We start from the raw sequence: 15,102 nt of genomic DNA on the forward strand, positions 1-15,102 counted from the left end.
TCACTTCAGCCCGTCGAGAATCTCGTCCACCTTGGCGGTGTCGAGCTTCTCGCGGTAATGACCGTTGACGACGACCACCGGCGCGCCGCAGCACGCGGCCAGGCATTCCTCCTCGCGCTTGAGGAAGATGCGGCCGTCGGCCGTGGACTCGCCGAGCTTGCAGCCCAGCTTCTTTTCGGCGTGCCGGACCAGGTCCTCGGCGCCGTTGAGCCAGCAGCTGATGTTGGTGCAGAAGGCGACGTTGTGGCGGCCGACCTTCTCGGTCTCGAACATCGAATAGAAGCTCGCGACCTCGTAGGCCCACACCGGCGGCAGGCCCAGGTACTTGGCGACCGCAGCGATCAGCTCGTCGCTCAGCCAGCCGCCGTTCTGCTCCTGCGCGGCGTGCAGGCCCTGCAGCACCGCCGAACGCTTACGGTCCGGCGGAAACTTGCTCAGCCAGTGATCGATATGCGCGCGCGTCTTGTCCGACAGCACCGCCATCGGATCGACATGCTGCGCGGTTTCGAAATTGCCAGTCGCTTTCATAGAGGTGAAGCCGGAAATCGGGAATAGGGAATAGGGAATCGCGAGGAGCGGAAAGACAAGGGAACGAGGTAAGCCACCCGCTTATGCCCGGCGCCGATTCCGGCAGCCAGAGCTTCGCCGATTCCCCATTCCCGATTCCCGATTCCCGGATTCATCGGTCGATCTCGCCGAACACGACGTCGTAGGTGCCGATCATGGCCACCACGTCGGCCAGCATGTGACCCTTCACGATCTCGTCCATCGAAGACAGGTGCGCGAAACCCGGCGCACGCAGCTTGCAGCGGAACGGCTTGTTGGCGCCGTCGGAGACCAGGTAGCAGGCGAACTCGCCCTTGGGCGCCTCGACCGCGGCATAGGTCTCGCCGGCGGGCACGCAGTAGCCCTCGGAGAACAGCTTGAAGTGGTGGATCAGGGCTTCCATGTCGTCCTTCATTTCCTCGCGCTTGGGCGGCGCGACCTTGAAGTTGTCGACGATGACGGGGCCCGGATTGACCTTCAGCCAATTCACGCACTGCTTGATGATGCGGTTGGACTCGCGCATTTCCGCGATCCGGACCAGATAGCGGTCGTAGCAGTCGCCGTTGACGCCGACGGGGATGTCGAAATCCACTTCGGCGTACTTGGCGTAGGGCTGCTTCTTGCGCAGGTCCCAGGCGATGCCGGAGCCGCGGACCATCGGCCCGGTCATGCCCCAGGCCAGCGCCTGTTCCGGCGAGACCACGCCCACGCCGACGGTGCGCTGCTTCCAGATGCGGTTGTCGGTGAGCAGGGTCTCGTACTCGTCGACGCGCTTGGGGAAGTCGTTGGTGAACGCGTCCAGGTAGTCCAGCAGCGAGCCTTCGCGCCATTCGTTGAAGCGCTTGAGGCTGGCGCCCTTCTTCCACGGCGATTCGCGGTACTTGGGCATGCGGTCCGGCAGGTCGCGGTAGACGCCGCCCGGGCGGTAGTAGGCCGCGTGCATGCGCGCGCCGCTGACCGCCTCGTAGCAGTCCATCAGCTCTTCGCGCTCGCGGAAGGCGTACAGGAACACCGCCATCGCGCCCAGGTCGAGCGCGTTGGAACCCACCCACATCAGGTGGTTCAGGATGCGGGTGATCTCGTCGAACATGGTGCGGATGTACTGCGCGCGCTCCGGCGCCTCGATCCCCAGCAGGGTTTCGATCGCGCGCACGTAAGCGTGCTCGTTGCACATCATCGACACGTAGTCCAGGCGATCCATGTAGCCGATCGACTGGTTGAAGGGCTTGGACTCGGCCAGCTTCTCGGTGCCGCGATGGAGCAGGCCGATGTGCGGATCGGCGCGCTGCACGACTTCGCCGTCCATTTCCAGGATCAGGCGCAGCACGCCGTGCGCGGCCGGATGCTGGGGACCGAAGTTCAGGGTGTAGTTGCGGATCTCGGCGTTGTTGAGGCCCGAGGTCGCGCTGGCCTTGCCCGGCGGTTGTGCGCTCACTTCTTCACCTCCGAGCGCTGCGCGGCTTCGCCGGCGGCGGTCTGGTAACGGGCGTCGTCGCGGATCACGCGCGGCACGCCCACGCGCGGCTCGATCGACACCGGTTCGTAGACCACGCGGCGCTTGTCGGGGTCGTAACGCACTTCGACGTTGCCGATCAGCGGGAAGTCCTTGCGGAACGGGTGGCCGACGAAACCGTAGTCGGTGAGGATGCGGCGCAGGTCCGGGTGACCTTCGAAGATGATGCCGAACAGGTCGAAGGCCTCGCGCTCGAACCAGTTCACGCCCGGCCAGATCGAGGTCAGCGAAGACACGGTCGGCAGGTCGTCGTTCTGCGCGAAGGCGCGCAGGCGCAGGCGGCGGTTGTGCTGGTACGACAGCAGGTGGGCGACCGCGGCGTAGCGGCGTGCGGGCGCGGTGGCTTCGCCGTTGGGCGACTCGCCCCAGACGAAGCGGCCGGCGCTCTTGCCCTCGACGCCGCGCGAGAAGCCTTCCGAGGACACGTCGGTGTCCCACTCGTCGCTGCCGTAGCTGAGGTAGTCGACGCCGCTGACGTCGACGCATTGCTCGAAGCCGAACTCGTCGCGCAGCGCGCGCGCCGCGTCCAGCCAGTCGGCGGCGCCGGTTTCCAGCGTCACTTCGCCGCGCGGCAGGGCGACGACGACGGAGGCGCCCGGAAAACGGGCGCGCAGGCGATCGGCGAAAGCGTTCACGGTCTCGCTCATGTCAGCGCATGCCCTGCTTGTGCTCGCCGAAGTTGGTGCCGCGGCGGATCTTGCGCTGCAACTGCAGGATGCCGTAGACCAGCGCCTCGGCGGTCGGCGGGCAACCCGGCACGTACACGTCGACCGGCACCACGCGGTCGCAACCGCGCACCACCGCGTAGGAATAGTGGTAGTAGCCGCCGCCGTTGGCGCAGCTGCCCATCGAGATCACCCACTTGGGGTCGGGCATCTGGTCGTAGACCTTGCGCAGGGCAGGGGCCATCTTGTTGACCAGGGTGCCGGCCACGATCATCACGTCGGACTGGCGCGGCGACGGGCGGAACACCACGCCGTAGCGGTCCAGGTCCAGGCGCGAGGCGCCGGCGTGCATCATCTCGACCGCGCAGCAGGCCAGGCCGAAGGTCATCGGCCACATCGAGCCGGTGCGGGCCCAGTTCCAGAGCGTGTCCAGATTGGTGGTGACGAAACCCTGCTGCAGCAGCGGGTTCTCGCCTTCCGGGCGCAGGATGTCGTCGAGGCGGCCTTCCGGGATCGGGTTGTGCATCAGGCCCGAAACGGTGTCGCTGACGGTTTGGATCACTCCCATTCGAGCGCTCCCTTCTTCCAGACGTAGACGAAGCCGAGCAGGAGCATGCTGGCGAAAATGCCCATCTCGATCAGGCCGACCGGACCGAGTTCGCGAAACACGGTGGCCCAGGGCACGATGAAGATGATTTCCAGATCGAAAATGATGAACTGGATGGCGATGAGGTAGTAGCGCACGTCGAATTGCATGCGCGCGGCCTCGAAGGCCTCGAAGCCGCATTCGTAGGGAGACAGTTTCTCCAACGTCGGGCGCTTGGGCCCGAGCGTATTGCCTACCACCAACAGGGCGACGCCAATGACGCTGGCGACGATCAGGAACAGCAGGGTCGGCAGGTATTCGGCCAGCACTCGGTGTTCTCTCGGCTACTTGGCCGCGTTTCCGCAGCCTTGGCTCGGCGGTATGGTCCTGTTCGGAATGCCGATCAGGCCAGTGGCGCGGCCCGCCGTGCGTGCCGCACCTCGGGTAGTTGGTGCGTGTTGCTGCAGTTTAGGTGTGGTGCCCAAAGGGGGACTCGAACCCCCACGACTTGCGTCGCTACCACCTCAAGGTAGTGCGTCTACCAATTCCGCCATCTGGGCAATCAAACCTGGCCATCCTGGCCGTTGCTTCGTCGGTACCGCGCGAAGCCCTTTCGGTCATTGCTGACCGCGCCCCGGTCGTCCGTTCCGGGCCGCTGAACGCATTGCACTATGTTACCGCGCTTTGTCAGCCGCCCGAAGCCGGTTGCGACTGCGGCGGGGCCTGCTGCGGGGCCGGAGCGGCTGGAACCGTGGACCCGCTGGCGGCCGGCGCCTGCGGCGCGGCGGTCGCCGGCGCGCTGGGCACCGTCGAGGCCGGAGCGGCCGGGGTCGCCTGCGCCGGAGCGCTGGGCACCGTGGCGCCGGCGGCCGGCTTGGCCGGGGTATTGGCGATATCGGCGGCCAGGCCGGCGTCCTGCGAGGCCGGAGCGGCACCGCCAGCAGCGCCACGCGAGGCCTGCCAGGCCATGAACAGGCTGATCGCGAAGAACAACACCGCCAGCCACTTGGTGGTCTTGGACAGGAAGTTGGACGAACCGCGGGCGCCGAAAACGGTCGCCGAAGCGCCGCCGCCAAAGCCCGAGCCCGCCTGCGCGCCCGCGCCGCGTTGCATCAGGATCAGCGCGACCATGGTGATCGCGATCAGCACATAGATGACGTTGAGAATCAACAACAGCATCGTCGAATTCTTTCTTTGGCTACGTTGTGACGACCGTCGGGCGGGCCCGAAAGTTCGTCAGGGCGCCGCCGCGGCTGCGATGGCGTTGAAATCGGCGGCGACCAGGGAGGCCCCGCCGACCAGGCCGCCGTCGACGTCGGGCTGGGAAAACAGCGCGGCGGCATTGTCGGCCTTCACGCTACCGCCGTACAGAATGGGTAGCGAGCCAGCAATTCTAGCATCGTGTCCGGCGATTTCGCTACGAATGAATGCGTGCACGGCCTGCGCCTGCTCCGGGCTGGCGGTCTTGCCGGTGCCGATCGCCCAGACCGGCTCGTAAGCCAGGATCGCGCCTTCCAGGGCGGCCACGCCGAGCAGGTCCAGGACCGGGCCCAGCTGCTCCTGCAGGCGGTACTCGGTTTGGCCATCCTCGCGTTCGCTCAGGGTTTCGCCCACGCACAGGATCGGCACCAGGCCGGCGGCCTTGGCGGCGGCGAACTTGCGCGCGACCAGTTCGCTGCTCTCGGCGTGGTACTGGCGGCGCTCGGAATGGCCGACCAGGCCGTAGCGAGCGCCCACGTCCTTGAGCATCGAGGCCGAGACCTCGCCGGTATAGGCGCCCTTCTCGTTGCTGCTCACGTCCTGCGCGCCGAAGTCCAGGCCGCGCCCGGCGTAGTGCTCGATCAGCTCGCCCAGGTAGGGCAGCGGCGGCAGGATGATGCGCTCGACCCCGGCTGGCGCCGCGGCGGCGGCGACCTGGTCCAGCAACCCGAAGGCGAACTCGCGGCTGCCGTGCAGCTTCCAGTTTCCGGCGACGATCCTGCGGCGCATGGCCACTCCGTGGTACGAAAGGACGCAAGTTTACCGCAGCCCCGCGCCGCGCACGGCGGGGTCCCCCGACACGACCGGCAACGAAGCCCTCCATGCCCGAAACCGCAAACACCCCCTACGCCCTGATCACGGGCGCCTCCGCCGGCATCGGCGCCGCCCTCGCCCGCGAATACGCGCGCCGCGGCGTGCCGCTGGTGCTGACCGCGCGCCGCGAGGAGCGCCTGCAGGCCCTGGCGGCCGAACTGCGCGACCGCGTCGCGGTGGAAGTGATCGCCGCCGATCTGGCCGACCCCGCCGCGCCGGCGCGGCTGCAGGCCGAAACCCGCCGGCGCGGCCTGGCGATCGGCCACCTGGTCAACAACGCCGGCTACGGCGTGCCCGGACGCTACCTCGCCGACGACTGGAAGGTCCATGCCGATTTCCTGCAGGTGATGGTGACCGCGGTCGCGGAATTGACCCATCGCTACCTGCCCGAGATGGAACGGCGCGGCCACGGCCGCATCCTCAACATCGCCTCGCTGGCGGGGCTGGCGCCGCCCTCGGCCGGGCATACCCTGTACGGGGCGGCCAAGAGCTTCGTGATCCGCTTCAGCCAGTCGCTGGCGCTGGAAAGCCGGCCGCGCGGCGTGCACGTGACCGCGCTCTGCCCGGGCTTCACCTACACCGAGTTCCACGACGTCAACGGCATGCGCGAGCGGATCTCGCGCCTGCCCAAGTGGCTGTGGCTGGACGCCGACACGGTGGCGCGCCTGGGCGTGGATGCGGTCGAGCGCGGCGATGCGCGCTGCATCACCGGCACCGCCAACAAGATCGTCGCCGGTTTGACCAAGGTCTTGCCCGAGCGCGTCGCGACCGCCCTGGTCGCCCGCCGCGCCGGCGATTTCCGCGACGCCGAATGAGCGCCGGCGGCGCGCGGTTGCGCAGTTTCGCGCCGGTGGCGGCGGCCGACGCGCGCGTGCTGGTGCTGGGCAGCATGCCGGGCGAGGCCTCGCTGGCGGAGGCGCGCTACTACGCGCATCCGCACAACCGGTTCTGGCCGATCATGGGCGAGCTGGTCGGCGCGGCGCCCGCCCTGCCCTACGAGCAGCGGCTGCAACGGCTGCTGGACGCGGGCATCGCGCTATGGGACGTGCTCGCCAGCTGCGAACGCGTCGGCAGCCTGGACACGGCGATCCGGGCCCCGCAGGCCAACGATTTCGCGGGCTTCTTCGCCGCCCATCCGCGCGTGGCGACGGTGCTGTTCAACGGCGCGCAGGCCGAGACCAGCTTCCGCCGGCTGGTGCTGCCGGGCTTGGCGGCGCCCCTGCCCGCGCTGCGCAGGCTGCCTTCGACCAGTCCGGCCAATGCCTCGCACCGGCCCGAGGCGAAGCTGACGGCTTGGCGGGAGGGCTTGCTCGAGGCGGGGATCGCGGTGGCCGATTCAGGCTAGGGCTGGATGCGTCTGTCCGTGGAGCTCGATCGCGACTTACGTCGCTCCCACGAAAGGCAGCGCGACTACGGGCTCTCTGTGGGAGCGACGTAAGTCGCGATCGAGCGCCGGCGCCGCCCCGCCCCTGGCCTCAAACGCAGTGGCCCGGGCTGCCCCGGGCCATTCTTCCATCGCGTGAATGCGCCGACTTACTTCAGCTTGATCTCGCGCAGACGCTCTTCCAGATAGCCCTGCGCGGTGATCGGCTCCGGGTAACGCTTGGGGTTGTCCGGGGTAATCGTCGAGGGCAGCACGTCGATCAGGAAGTCCGGATTCGGGTGCAGGAAGAACGGCGTCGAGTAGCGCGGCTGGCGCGCCTTCTCGCCCGGCGGGTTGACCACGCGGTGGGTGGTCGAGGGGTACACGTGGTTGGTCAGGCGCTGCAGCATGTCGCCGATGTTGACCACGATGGTGTCGGCGTCGGCGGTGAACGGCACCCACTCGCCCTTGCGCGACTTCACTTCCAGGCCTTCCGAGCTCGCCCCGACCAGCAGCGTGATCAGGTTGATGTCCTCGTGCGCGCCGGCGCGCTCGTTGGGAATGTTGTCGGCGGTGATCGGCGGGTAGTGGATCGGCCGCAGAATCGAATTGCCCGAGTCGGTCTTGTCGGCGAAATAGTTCTCCGCCAGGCCCAGATGCAGGGCCAGCGCGCTGAGCACGCGCGAGCCCAGATTGTCCAGGGCCTGGTACAGGCCGTAGGCCTGCTCGCGGAACTCCGGGATTTCCTCCGGCCACAGATTGGCCGGCATCTCGGCGGCGTACTTGGAGTCGCGCGGAATCTCGCGGCCGACGTGCCAGAACTCCTTGAGATCGAAGTGCTTGGAGTCCTTGGCGGTTTCGACGCCGAACGGGGTGTAACCGCGCGCGCCGCCGCTGCCGGGCACGTGGTACTTGCGCTTGGTTTCTTCCGGCAGGGCGAAGAAGCGCTTGAACAGGTCGTAGGACTGGTCGATCTGCTCGGCCGGAATGCCGTGGCCGCGGATGCCGGCGAAGCCCCACTCGCGGTAGGCCGCGCCGAGCTCGGCCACGAAGGCCTCGCGGTCGGTGTCGAAGCGGCGGATGTCCAGGGTCGGAATCTGAGAGGTCATATCTGGTCTCGTAGGTTCATTGCGCCGCCGCGCGCACGGCTTCGGCCAGGCGCTGCAGCGTGTCCAACATCAGTTGACGATCGTCCGCCTCGACGGTCACGCGCACCACCGGCTCGGTGCCGGAGGGCCGCAGGAAGGCGCGGCCGCGGCCGGCCACGGCGGTCTGCGCCTGCGCCAGCGCGGCCTGCACCGCCGGCGCTTCGGCCGGCCTGGCGCTGCCTTCGTAGCGCACGTTGATGGTTTTCTGCGGCACTTTGACGAAGCCCTGCAGGGCCTGGGCCAGGCCGACGCCGCGGCGCCGCAGCACTTCCAGCACCTGCAGGGCGCTGACGATACCGTCGCCGGTGCTGGCGCGGTCCAGGCACAGCAGGTGGCCGGAGGCCTCGCCGCCGAGCACCGCGTCGTGGGCGATCAGCTGCTGGTGCACGTAGCGGTCGCCGACCTTGGCGCGGAAGAAGCCGATGCCGCGCTGCTGGAACGCGCGTTCCAGGGCATAGTTGGTCATCAGCGTGCCGACCACCGGGCCGCGCAGGCGGCCGCTGTCCTGCCAATCGCAGGCCAGCACGTACAGCAGGTCGTCGCCGTCGCGCACGGTGCCGTCGCCGTCGACGAACAGGACCCGGTCGCCGTCGCCGTCGAAGGCGATGCCCAGATCCGCGCCGCTGGCCCTGACCCGCTCGGCCAGGGTTTCCGGATGGGTCGAGCCGACGCCGTCGTTGATGTTCAGGCCGTTGGGATCGATGCCGATCGCGTCCACGCGCGCGCCCAGCTCGCGCAGCACCAGCGGGCCGAGCTGGTAGGTGGCGCCGTTGGCGCAGTCCATGGCGATGCGCATGCCGCCCAGGTCGAAGCCCTTGGGCACCGAGCCCTTGCAGGCCTCGATGTAGCGGCCCAGCGCGTCGCGGGTGCGTACCGCCTTGCCCAATTGCTCGGAGGGCACGGTGCGGAACGGCTGCTCCAGCGCGGCCTCGATCGCCAGTTCGGTGGCGTCGTCCAGCTTCTCGCCTTCGGCCGAGAAGAACTTGATGCCGTTGTCGTAGTGCGGGTTGTGCGAGGCGGAAATCACGATGCCGCCGTCGGCGCGCATCGAATGGGTCAGGTGGGCGACGGCCGGGGTCGGCATCGGCCCCATCAGCTGCACGTCGACGCCGGCCGCGACCAGGCCGGCTTCGAGGGCGGCCTCGAACATGTAGTTGGAGATGCGGGTGTCCTTGCCGATGATCACCACCGGGTTGCGCCAGTCGCGGCGCGCCAGGGCGTGGCCGTAGGCGTTGCCCAGGCGGAGGACGAAATCGGCCGAAATCACGCCTTCGCCGACGCGGCCGCGGATGCCGTCGGTGCCGAAGTACTTGCGGCTCAAGCGGCGGCCTCCGCATCGTCTTCCGGCTGCGGCTGCTTCATCAGCAGGGCCAGCAGATGGGCCAGGCGTTCGCGCAGTTCGCGGCGGTCGCAGATCTGGTCGATCGCGCCGTGGGCGACCAGGAACTCGCTGCGCTGGAAGCCTTCGGGCAGCTTCTCGCGCACGGTCTGCTCGATCACGCGCGGGCCGGCGAAGCCGATCAGGGCCTCGGGTTCGGCCATGTTGATGTCGCCCAGCATCGCGAACGAGGCCGAGACGCCGCCGGTGGTGGGATGGGTCATCACCGAGATGTAGGGCAGGCCGGCCTCGCGCAGGCGCCCGAGCGCGGCCGAGGTCTTGGCCATCTGCATCAGCGAGAACAGGCTTTCCTGCATGCGCGCGCCGCCGCTGGCGGAGAAGCAGACGAAGGGGCAGCCGATCTCCAGCGCGGCTTCGGCCGCGCGCGCGAAGCGCTCGCCGACCACCGAGCCCATCGAACCGCCCATGTAGGCGAAGTCGAACGAACAGGCCACCAGCGGGCGCTGCTTGAGGGTGCCGCGCATCGCGATCAGGGCGTCGCGCTCGCCGGTGGCTTTCTGCGCGGCCTTGATGCGGTCGGAGTACTTCTTCTGGTCCTTGAACTTGAGCACGTCGGTCGGGCCCAGCTCGGCGCCGATCTCGCTGGTGCTGCCGGGGTCGAACAGGGCGTTCAGGCGCACCCGGCCGCGGATCGGCATGTGGAAGCTGCACTTGGGGCAGACCTCGAGGTTTTCCTCGAGCTCGGGCCGGTAGAGCACGGCGCCGCAGCGGTCGCACTTCTCCCACAGCCCTTCGGGCACGCTGCGGCGCTTGTTGGCGCCGGCGGAGTCGGTGCGGATGCCGGTGCGGCTGCCGGGCATGAGTTTTTTGAGCCAGGACATGCGGTGCGTTTTTCCCGTTCAGGCTGCTAAGGGTGCCGGTCCACGGTCCGTGGCGGAACCCGGCCTAGCGGGTCAGTTTAGCGCAGCCGGGTTTGGCCCAGGCAGGGGCGAGCCCCGAACGCGGATCTAGGCGTCCAGCGCCTGTCGCAGCGGCGTCAGGAACGCGGCGGCCGCCGCGACCGCGCCTTCGACGTCGGTCTCGGCGATCGCCGCGACCAGGGCGCTGCCCACCACCACGCCCTCGGCCTCGCGCGCCATCGCGCTGGCGCTGGCAGCGTCCTTGATGCCGAAGCCAGCCACCACCGGCACCCGGCTGCGTTGGCGGATCTCGCTCAGGCGCCGATTGGCGGCGACCGCGTCGAGGCGGTCGGCGCCGGTCACGCCGGCGAAGCTGACGTAATAGAGATAGCCCTGGGCGTCGTCGCAGAGCAGCGCCAGGCGCGCGTCGGTGGTGGTCGGCGAGGCCAGCAGGATCAACTGCAGGCCCGCGGCGGCGAAGGCGGCGCGCAGCTCGGCGGCCTCCTCCGGCGGCAGGTCGACCAGCAGCACGCCGTCGACGCCGGCCGCGACCGCTTCGGCGGCGAAGCGCGCGCTGCCGCGGATCTCGATCGGGTTGAGGTAGCCCATCAGCACCACCGGGGTCGTATCGTCGCGCTGGCGGAACTCGCTCACGCAGCGCAGCGCGTAGGACAGACCGGCGCCGCGCGCGATCGCGCGCTCGGAACTGCGCTGGATGGTCGGGCCGTCGGCCATCGGGTCGGAGAATGGCACCCCCAGCTCGATCACGTCGGCGCCGGCGGCGGCCAGCGCGTGCATCACCGGCACGGTCGCCTCCAGCGAGGGATCGCCGGCGGTGACGAACGGGACCAGGGCCTTGCGGCTATGCGCCTTGAGCGCGGCGAAGCGGGTGTCGATGCGGTTCATGCGGTGGCTGCGCTTTCTGCTGGTAGCCCCTCTCCCACTGGGAGAGGGGTTGGGGTGAGGGTTCGGCGCGAATGCGCGGCGCCGTACTCGCGCCGGACCCTCATCCGCCCTACGGGCACCTTCTCCCAGGGGAGAAGGCAAAAAATCAAAACACGATGCCTTCGCGGCCGGCGATCGTATGCACGTCCTTGTCGCCGCGCCCGGACAGATTGCACAACACGATTTGGTCCTTGGGCATGGCCCGCGCCAGCTTCACCGCCTGGGCGATGGCGTGGCTGGATTCCAGCGCGGCCAGGATGCCCTCGGTGCGCGCGAGCTGGTGGAACGCCGCCAGGGCCTCGTCGTCGCTGACGCCGACGTATTCGGCGCGGCCGGCGTCCTTGAGGAAGGCGTGCTCGGGGCCGACGCCGGGGTAGTCCAGGCCGGCGGAGACCGAATGGGTTTCGATGATCTGGCCTTCGTCGTCGCACAGCACGTAGGTGCGGTTGCCGTGCAGCACGCCGGGACGGCCGGCGGCCAGCGAAGCGGCGTGGTGGCCGCTGGCGATGCCCTCGCCCGCCGCCTCGGCGCCGACGATGCGCACCGAGGGGTCGTTGAGGAAGGCGCGGAACAGGCCGATCGCATTGCTGCCGCCACCGACGCAGGCGGTGATCGCGTCGGGCAGGACGCCGTATTCGGCCAGCATCTGCGCCCTCGCCTCGCGCCCGACGATGGCGTTGAAGTCGCGCACCATGCGCGGATACGGGTCGGGGCCGGCGACCGTGCCGATGATGTAGAAGGTGTCGCGCACGTTGGTGACCCAGTCGCGCATGGCCTCGTTGAGCGCGTCCTTGAGCGTGGCCGAGCCGCTGGTCACCGGCACCACGGTCGCGCCCAGCAGCTTCATGCGGTAGACGTTGATCTTCTGGCGCTCGATGTCGGTCGCGCCCATGTAGACCACGCATTCCAGGCCCAGGCGCGCGGCCACGGTGGCGCTGGCGACGCCGTGCTGGCCGGCGCCGGTCTCGGCGATGATCCGGGTCTTGCCCATGCGGCTGGCCAGCAGGGCCTGGCCGATGGTGTTGTTGATCTTGTGCGCGCCGGTGTGGTTCAGATCCTCGCGCTTGAGCAGGATGCGGGCGCCACCGACCTCGTCGCTCAGGCGCTGGGCGTGATAGATCGGGCTGGGCCGGCCGACGTAGTGGGCCAGGTCGCGGTCGAAGGCTTCGATGAAGGCCGGATCGACGCGGGCGGCGTCGTAGGCCGCAGCCAGTTCCTCGAGCGGGCCGATCAGGGTCTCGGCGACGAAGCGGCCGCCGTAACGGCCGAAGTGCCCGGAGGCGTCCGGATAGGCGTGGTAATCGGTAATGGCGGTCACGGCGGGACGGATTCGGGGAGTGCCGCCACTTTATCGCAAGCAAGAGGGGCCTATAGCGCATAAAATAGGACCGACCCGTCAGAAAAACTCACCTATCGCATGAGCCGCGCCCTGCCCCCGCTCAACGCCCTGCGCGCCTTCGAGGCGGTGGCGCGGCTGGACGGCGTCGGCCGCGCCGCGGCCGAGCTGCACGTGACCCACGGCGCGGTCAGCCGCCAGTTGCGCGTGCTGGAGGACGCGCTGGGCGCGGCCCTGTTCCTGCGCGAGGGCCGCGGCCTGGCCCTGACGCCGGCCGGACAGCGGCTGTACGAGGCCGCCGCCGAGGGTTTCGCGCCGCTGCGCGCGGCCTGGGCCGAGTTGCAGCGGCGGCCGGAGCAGGCGCCGCTGGTGCTGGGCTGCCCCGGCAGCGTGCTGGCGCGCTGGATGATTCCGCGCCTGGACCGGCTAGCGCGCGAGCGCCCGGCGCTGCGTCTGCATCTGGCCGCCAACGACACCGCCCCCGACGCCGCCCTGGCCGGTTTGGACGCCGCCGTGTTGATCGCCGCGCCGCCCTGGCCCGCCGACTGGACGGTGCGCGAACTCGCGGTGGAGCGCATCGGCCCGGTGCTGAGCCCGCGCTGGCCCGGCGCCGCGGCGCTGGCCTCGGCCGCGCCGCAGGCCTTGAGCGCGACGGAATTGCTGCACACCGCCTCGCGACCGCAGGCCTGGAGCGACTGGGCCGCGCGGGTCGGCCTGGACCCGGCCTCGCTGCGCCCGGGCACCGGCTTCGCCCATCTGTACTACCTGCTGGAAGCGGCCAATGCCGGCCTGGGCGTGGCGATCGCGCCGCAACCGCTGGTGGCCGAGGATCTGGCCGCCGGGCGCCTGCTGGCGCCCTGGGGCTTCGTCGACACCGATGCGCGCTGGGTCTTGGCGGCGCCGCGCAGGCGCGAGGATGCGCGGGTGGCGGAGTTGGCGACGTGGCTGGGCGAGGCGCTGGCGCAGGATTGAGCGCGGCCGTGCGCTGTTGACGGCGCAGGCTCCGCGCTTCGGCCGGAAGCACTCCGCATGTTTTCTGTGGGAGCGACGTGAGTCGCGATGCGCGGTCGCAGATCGCCGCAGAACTTCGGGATCCCGGTACTCCGATCGCGACTCACGTCGCTTCCACAAACAACGACCGCTCCCGCAGACGGCCAGCGCAGGCGGCCCTTCAGCCGCCGTGGCAATCCGCGCGCCGCACTTCCTCGACGAAGCGCCGCATCAGCTCGCCGTCCTTGCGGCCGGGTGCGCTTTCGATGCCGCTGGACACATCCACGCCCCAGGGCCGGGTGGCCAGGATCGCTTCGTAGACGTTGTCGGGCACCAGCCCGCCGGCGAGCAGGTAGGGTTTGTGCATGCCGGCCGGAATCCGCGACCAGTCGAAAGTCTGGCCGCTGCCGCCGCTGCCGCCGGCGACGTGGCTGTCGAGCAGGAAGCCGGCCGCGGCCGGATAGCGCGCGTGCAGGGCCAGGCCCTGCGCCGCCGCGGGATCGCCGCCTCCGCCCATCGCCACGGCCTTCATATAGGGCACGCCGAACGAACGGCAGAAGGCATCGTTTTCGCCGCCGTGGAACTGCAGCAGGCTGGGCCGGACCTGGCGCACGACCTCGCGCACCTGCTCGGCCGGGTTGTCCATGAACAAGGCCACCGCATCGACCAGCGGCGCCAGCGCCTGGCGCATCGCGCGCGCCTCTTCGGCCTCGACCCGGCGCTTGCTGGTCTCGGCGAAGACGAAGCCGATCGCATCGGCGCCGAGTTCGCAGGCCAGGCGCACGTCGCCGGGGCGGGTGAAGCCGCAGAACTTGATGCGGGTGCGGAACAGGGTCTTGGGCGCGTGGCTCACAGGCATACCTCCGCGGGCAGTCGCCAGTCCGCAGGGTAGCGCGGACCGACGAACACCAGCCCCGCCGAAGGCGCGGTGGGCCCGGCCACGGTGCGGTCGCGCCCGGCCAGCAGTTGCGCGATCCATTCCTCGGGCCGCTCGCCGCGTCCCACCGGCAGCAGGCTGCCGACGATGTTGCGCACCATGTGATGCAGGAAGGCGTTGGCCTGCACTTCCATCTCGACGATGTCGCCGTCGCGGCGCACCGCGATGTATTGCAGCTCGCGGCGCGCGTGCGGGGCCTGGCAGTGCACGGTGCGGAAGGCCGAGAAGTCGTTCTCGCCCAGCAGCGCCTGGGCGGCGCGGTGCATGGCGTCGGCGTCGAGCGGACGGCGCTCCCAGCTCAGGTACTGGCGTTGCAGCGCCGGCCGCACCGGCCGGTTGAGGATGCGGTAGCGGTAGCGGCGCGCACGCGCGGAGAAGCGCGCATGGAAGTCGTCGGCGACCGGCACGCACCAACGCACGCACACCGACGGCGGCAGGCGCGAAGTCGTGCCCAGCACCCAGCCGCGCGGCGCGCGTTCGGCCGGGCCGTCGAAATGCACCACCTGGCAGGACGCATGCACGCCGGCGTCGGTGCGGCCGGCGCAGGTCACGTCGATCTGGCGGCCGGCGACGAAGGACAGCGCCTCCTCGACCGCGCCCTGCACCGTGGGCTCGCCGCGCAGATCGGGCTCGCCCGGCCGGCTCAGGCGCTGCCAGCCGGAGAATTCGCCGCCGTCGTATTCGATGCCCAAGGCGTAGCGGCGCAGCGCGGCCGGACCCTGGTGCGCCGAATCCGCCGCGTCGGGCGCTGCCGCCGGAACC

The 15,102-nt window shown here is 69.8% G+C and carries 17 protein-coding genes and 1 tRNA gene; 3 read left to right on the top strand and 15 right to left on the bottom strand.

Annotated elements, in window-relative coordinates; genetic code table 11:
* The 8 genes from nuoE to tpiA form a co-directional block, all read right to left on the bottom strand.
* Positions 1–528: an NADH-quinone oxidoreductase subunit NuoE gene (gene nuoE / locus V1318_RS03610; RefSeq protein ID WP_332937754.1), complete on the bottom strand. Its 528-nt coding sequence runs from the start codon at positions 526–528 to the stop codon at positions 1–3.
* 151 nt (positions 529–679) lie between these two features.
* Positions 680–1,981: an NADH-quinone oxidoreductase subunit D gene (locus tag V1318_RS03615; RefSeq protein WP_332937756.1), complete on the bottom strand. Its 1,302-nt coding sequence runs from the start codon at positions 1,979–1,981 to the stop codon at positions 680–682.
* Complete coding sequence (locus tag V1318_RS03620) at positions 1,978–2,706, bottom strand: NADH-quinone oxidoreductase subunit C (RefSeq protein ID WP_332937758.1); 729 nt, start codon at positions 2,704–2,706, stop codon at positions 1,978–1,980. Before V1318_RS03620 ends, V1318_RS03615 begins: the two co-directional genes overlap by 4 nt.
* A gap of 1 nt (position 2,707) precedes the next feature.
* Positions 2,708–3,292 (bottom strand): NADH-quinone oxidoreductase subunit B, encoded by a 585-nt coding sequence (locus tag V1318_RS03625; RefSeq protein ID WP_055899751.1) that lies wholly within the window; start codon positions 3,290–3,292, stop codon positions 2,708–2,710.
* Entirely contained in the window at positions 3,283–3,639 is a 357-nt protein-coding gene (locus V1318_RS03630; RefSeq protein ID WP_332937762.1) for an NADH-quinone oxidoreductase subunit A, read from the bottom strand. The genes V1318_RS03625 and V1318_RS03630 overlap by 10 nt, the downstream gene beginning before the upstream one ends.
* A 146-nt stretch (positions 3,640–3,785) precedes the next feature.
* Positions 3,786–3,870: transfer RNA gene (locus V1318_RS03635), tRNA-Leu, on the bottom strand.
* Between the two features lie 127 nt (positions 3,871–3,997).
* Entirely contained in the window at positions 3,998–4,489 is a 492-nt protein-coding gene (gene secG / locus V1318_RS03640) for a preprotein translocase subunit SecG (RefSeq protein WP_332937764.1), read from the bottom strand.
* A 57-nt stretch (positions 4,490–4,546) separates the two neighbouring features.
* A complete protein-coding gene (tpiA, locus tag V1318_RS03645; RefSeq protein WP_332937766.1) occupies positions 4,547–5,299 on the bottom strand; it encodes a triose-phosphate isomerase in 753 nt (250 codons plus the stop codon).
* 92 nt (positions 5,300–5,391) lie between these two features.
* Between tpiA and V1318_RS03650 the strand changes: the two genes are divergently transcribed.
* On the top strand, positions 5,392–6,198 hold the full coding sequence (locus V1318_RS03650) for an SDR family oxidoreductase (protein ID WP_332937768.1): 807 nt from the start codon (positions 5,392–5,394) through the stop codon (positions 6,196–6,198).
* Positions 6,195–6,728 (top strand): DNA-deoxyinosine glycosylase, encoded by a 534-nt coding sequence (locus V1318_RS03655; protein WP_332937770.1) that lies wholly within the window; start codon positions 6,195–6,197, stop codon positions 6,726–6,728. Before V1318_RS03650 ends, V1318_RS03655 begins: the two co-directional genes overlap by 4 nt.
* Positions 6,729–6,916: 188 nt before the next feature.
* On the opposite strand, the gene V1318_RS03660 is transcribed toward V1318_RS03655, so the two are convergent.
* From V1318_RS03660 to trpB, 5 genes are all read right to left on the bottom strand, one after another.
* Positions 6,917–7,855 carry a 2-oxoglutarate and iron-dependent oxygenase domain-containing protein gene (locus tag V1318_RS03660; protein ID WP_332937772.1) on the bottom strand — a complete coding sequence of 313 codons (939 nt, stop codon included), beginning with the start codon at positions 7,853–7,855 and terminating at the stop codon, positions 6,917–6,919.
* A gap of 16 nt (positions 7,856–7,871) precedes the next feature.
* Positions 7,872–9,215: a phosphoglucosamine mutase gene (glmM, locus tag V1318_RS03665; RefSeq protein ID WP_332937774.1), complete on the bottom strand. Its 1,344-nt coding sequence runs from the start codon at positions 9,213–9,215 to the stop codon at positions 7,872–7,874.
* Positions 9,212–10,114, bottom strand: coding sequence for an acetyl-CoA carboxylase, carboxyltransferase subunit beta (gene accD / locus V1318_RS03670; RefSeq protein WP_332937776.1), 903 nt, complete (start codon positions 10,112–10,114; stop codon positions 9,212–9,214). The genes glmM and accD overlap by 4 nt, the downstream gene beginning before the upstream one ends.
* A gap of 126 nt (positions 10,115–10,240) precedes the next feature.
* The gene (gene trpA, locus V1318_RS03675; protein ID WP_332937778.1) at positions 10,241–11,038 is read right to left on the bottom strand and encodes a tryptophan synthase subunit alpha; all 798 of its coding nucleotides are present in this window, start codon (positions 11,036–11,038) and stop codon (positions 10,241–10,243) included.
* A 145-nt stretch (positions 11,039–11,183) separates the two neighbouring features.
* Positions 11,184–12,407, bottom strand: coding sequence for a tryptophan synthase subunit beta (gene trpB / locus V1318_RS03680; RefSeq protein ID WP_332938336.1), 1,224 nt, complete (start codon positions 12,405–12,407; stop codon positions 11,184–11,186).
* An 87-nt stretch (positions 12,408–12,494) separates the two neighbouring features.
* On the opposite strand from trpB, the gene V1318_RS03685 reads away from it, so the two are divergent.
* Entirely contained in the window at positions 12,495–13,385 is an 891-nt protein-coding gene (locus tag V1318_RS03685; protein WP_332937780.1) for a LysR family transcriptional regulator, read from the top strand.
* Between the two features lie 199 nt (positions 13,386–13,584).
* Here the strand turns inward: V1318_RS03685 and V1318_RS03690 are convergent, their stop codons facing one another.
* Both V1318_RS03690 and truA read right to left on the bottom strand, forming a co-directional pair.
* The gene (locus tag V1318_RS03690; RefSeq protein WP_332937781.1) at positions 13,585–14,256 is read right to left on the bottom strand and encodes a phosphoribosylanthranilate isomerase; all 672 of its coding nucleotides are present in this window, start codon (positions 14,254–14,256) and stop codon (positions 13,585–13,587) included.
* A complete protein-coding gene (gene truA, locus V1318_RS03695) occupies positions 14,253–15,047 on the bottom strand; it encodes a tRNA pseudouridine(38-40) synthase TruA (RefSeq protein WP_332938337.1) in 795 nt (264 codons plus the stop codon). The genes V1318_RS03690 and truA overlap by 4 nt, the downstream gene beginning before the upstream one ends.
* Between the last annotated feature and the right edge of the window lie 55 nt (positions 15,048–15,102).

The sequence above is a fragment of the Lysobacter sp. CCNWLW3 genome, from assembly GCF_036697405.1.
Lineage (GTDB): Bacteria > Pseudomonadota > Gammaproteobacteria > Xanthomonadales > Xanthomonadaceae > Lysobacter.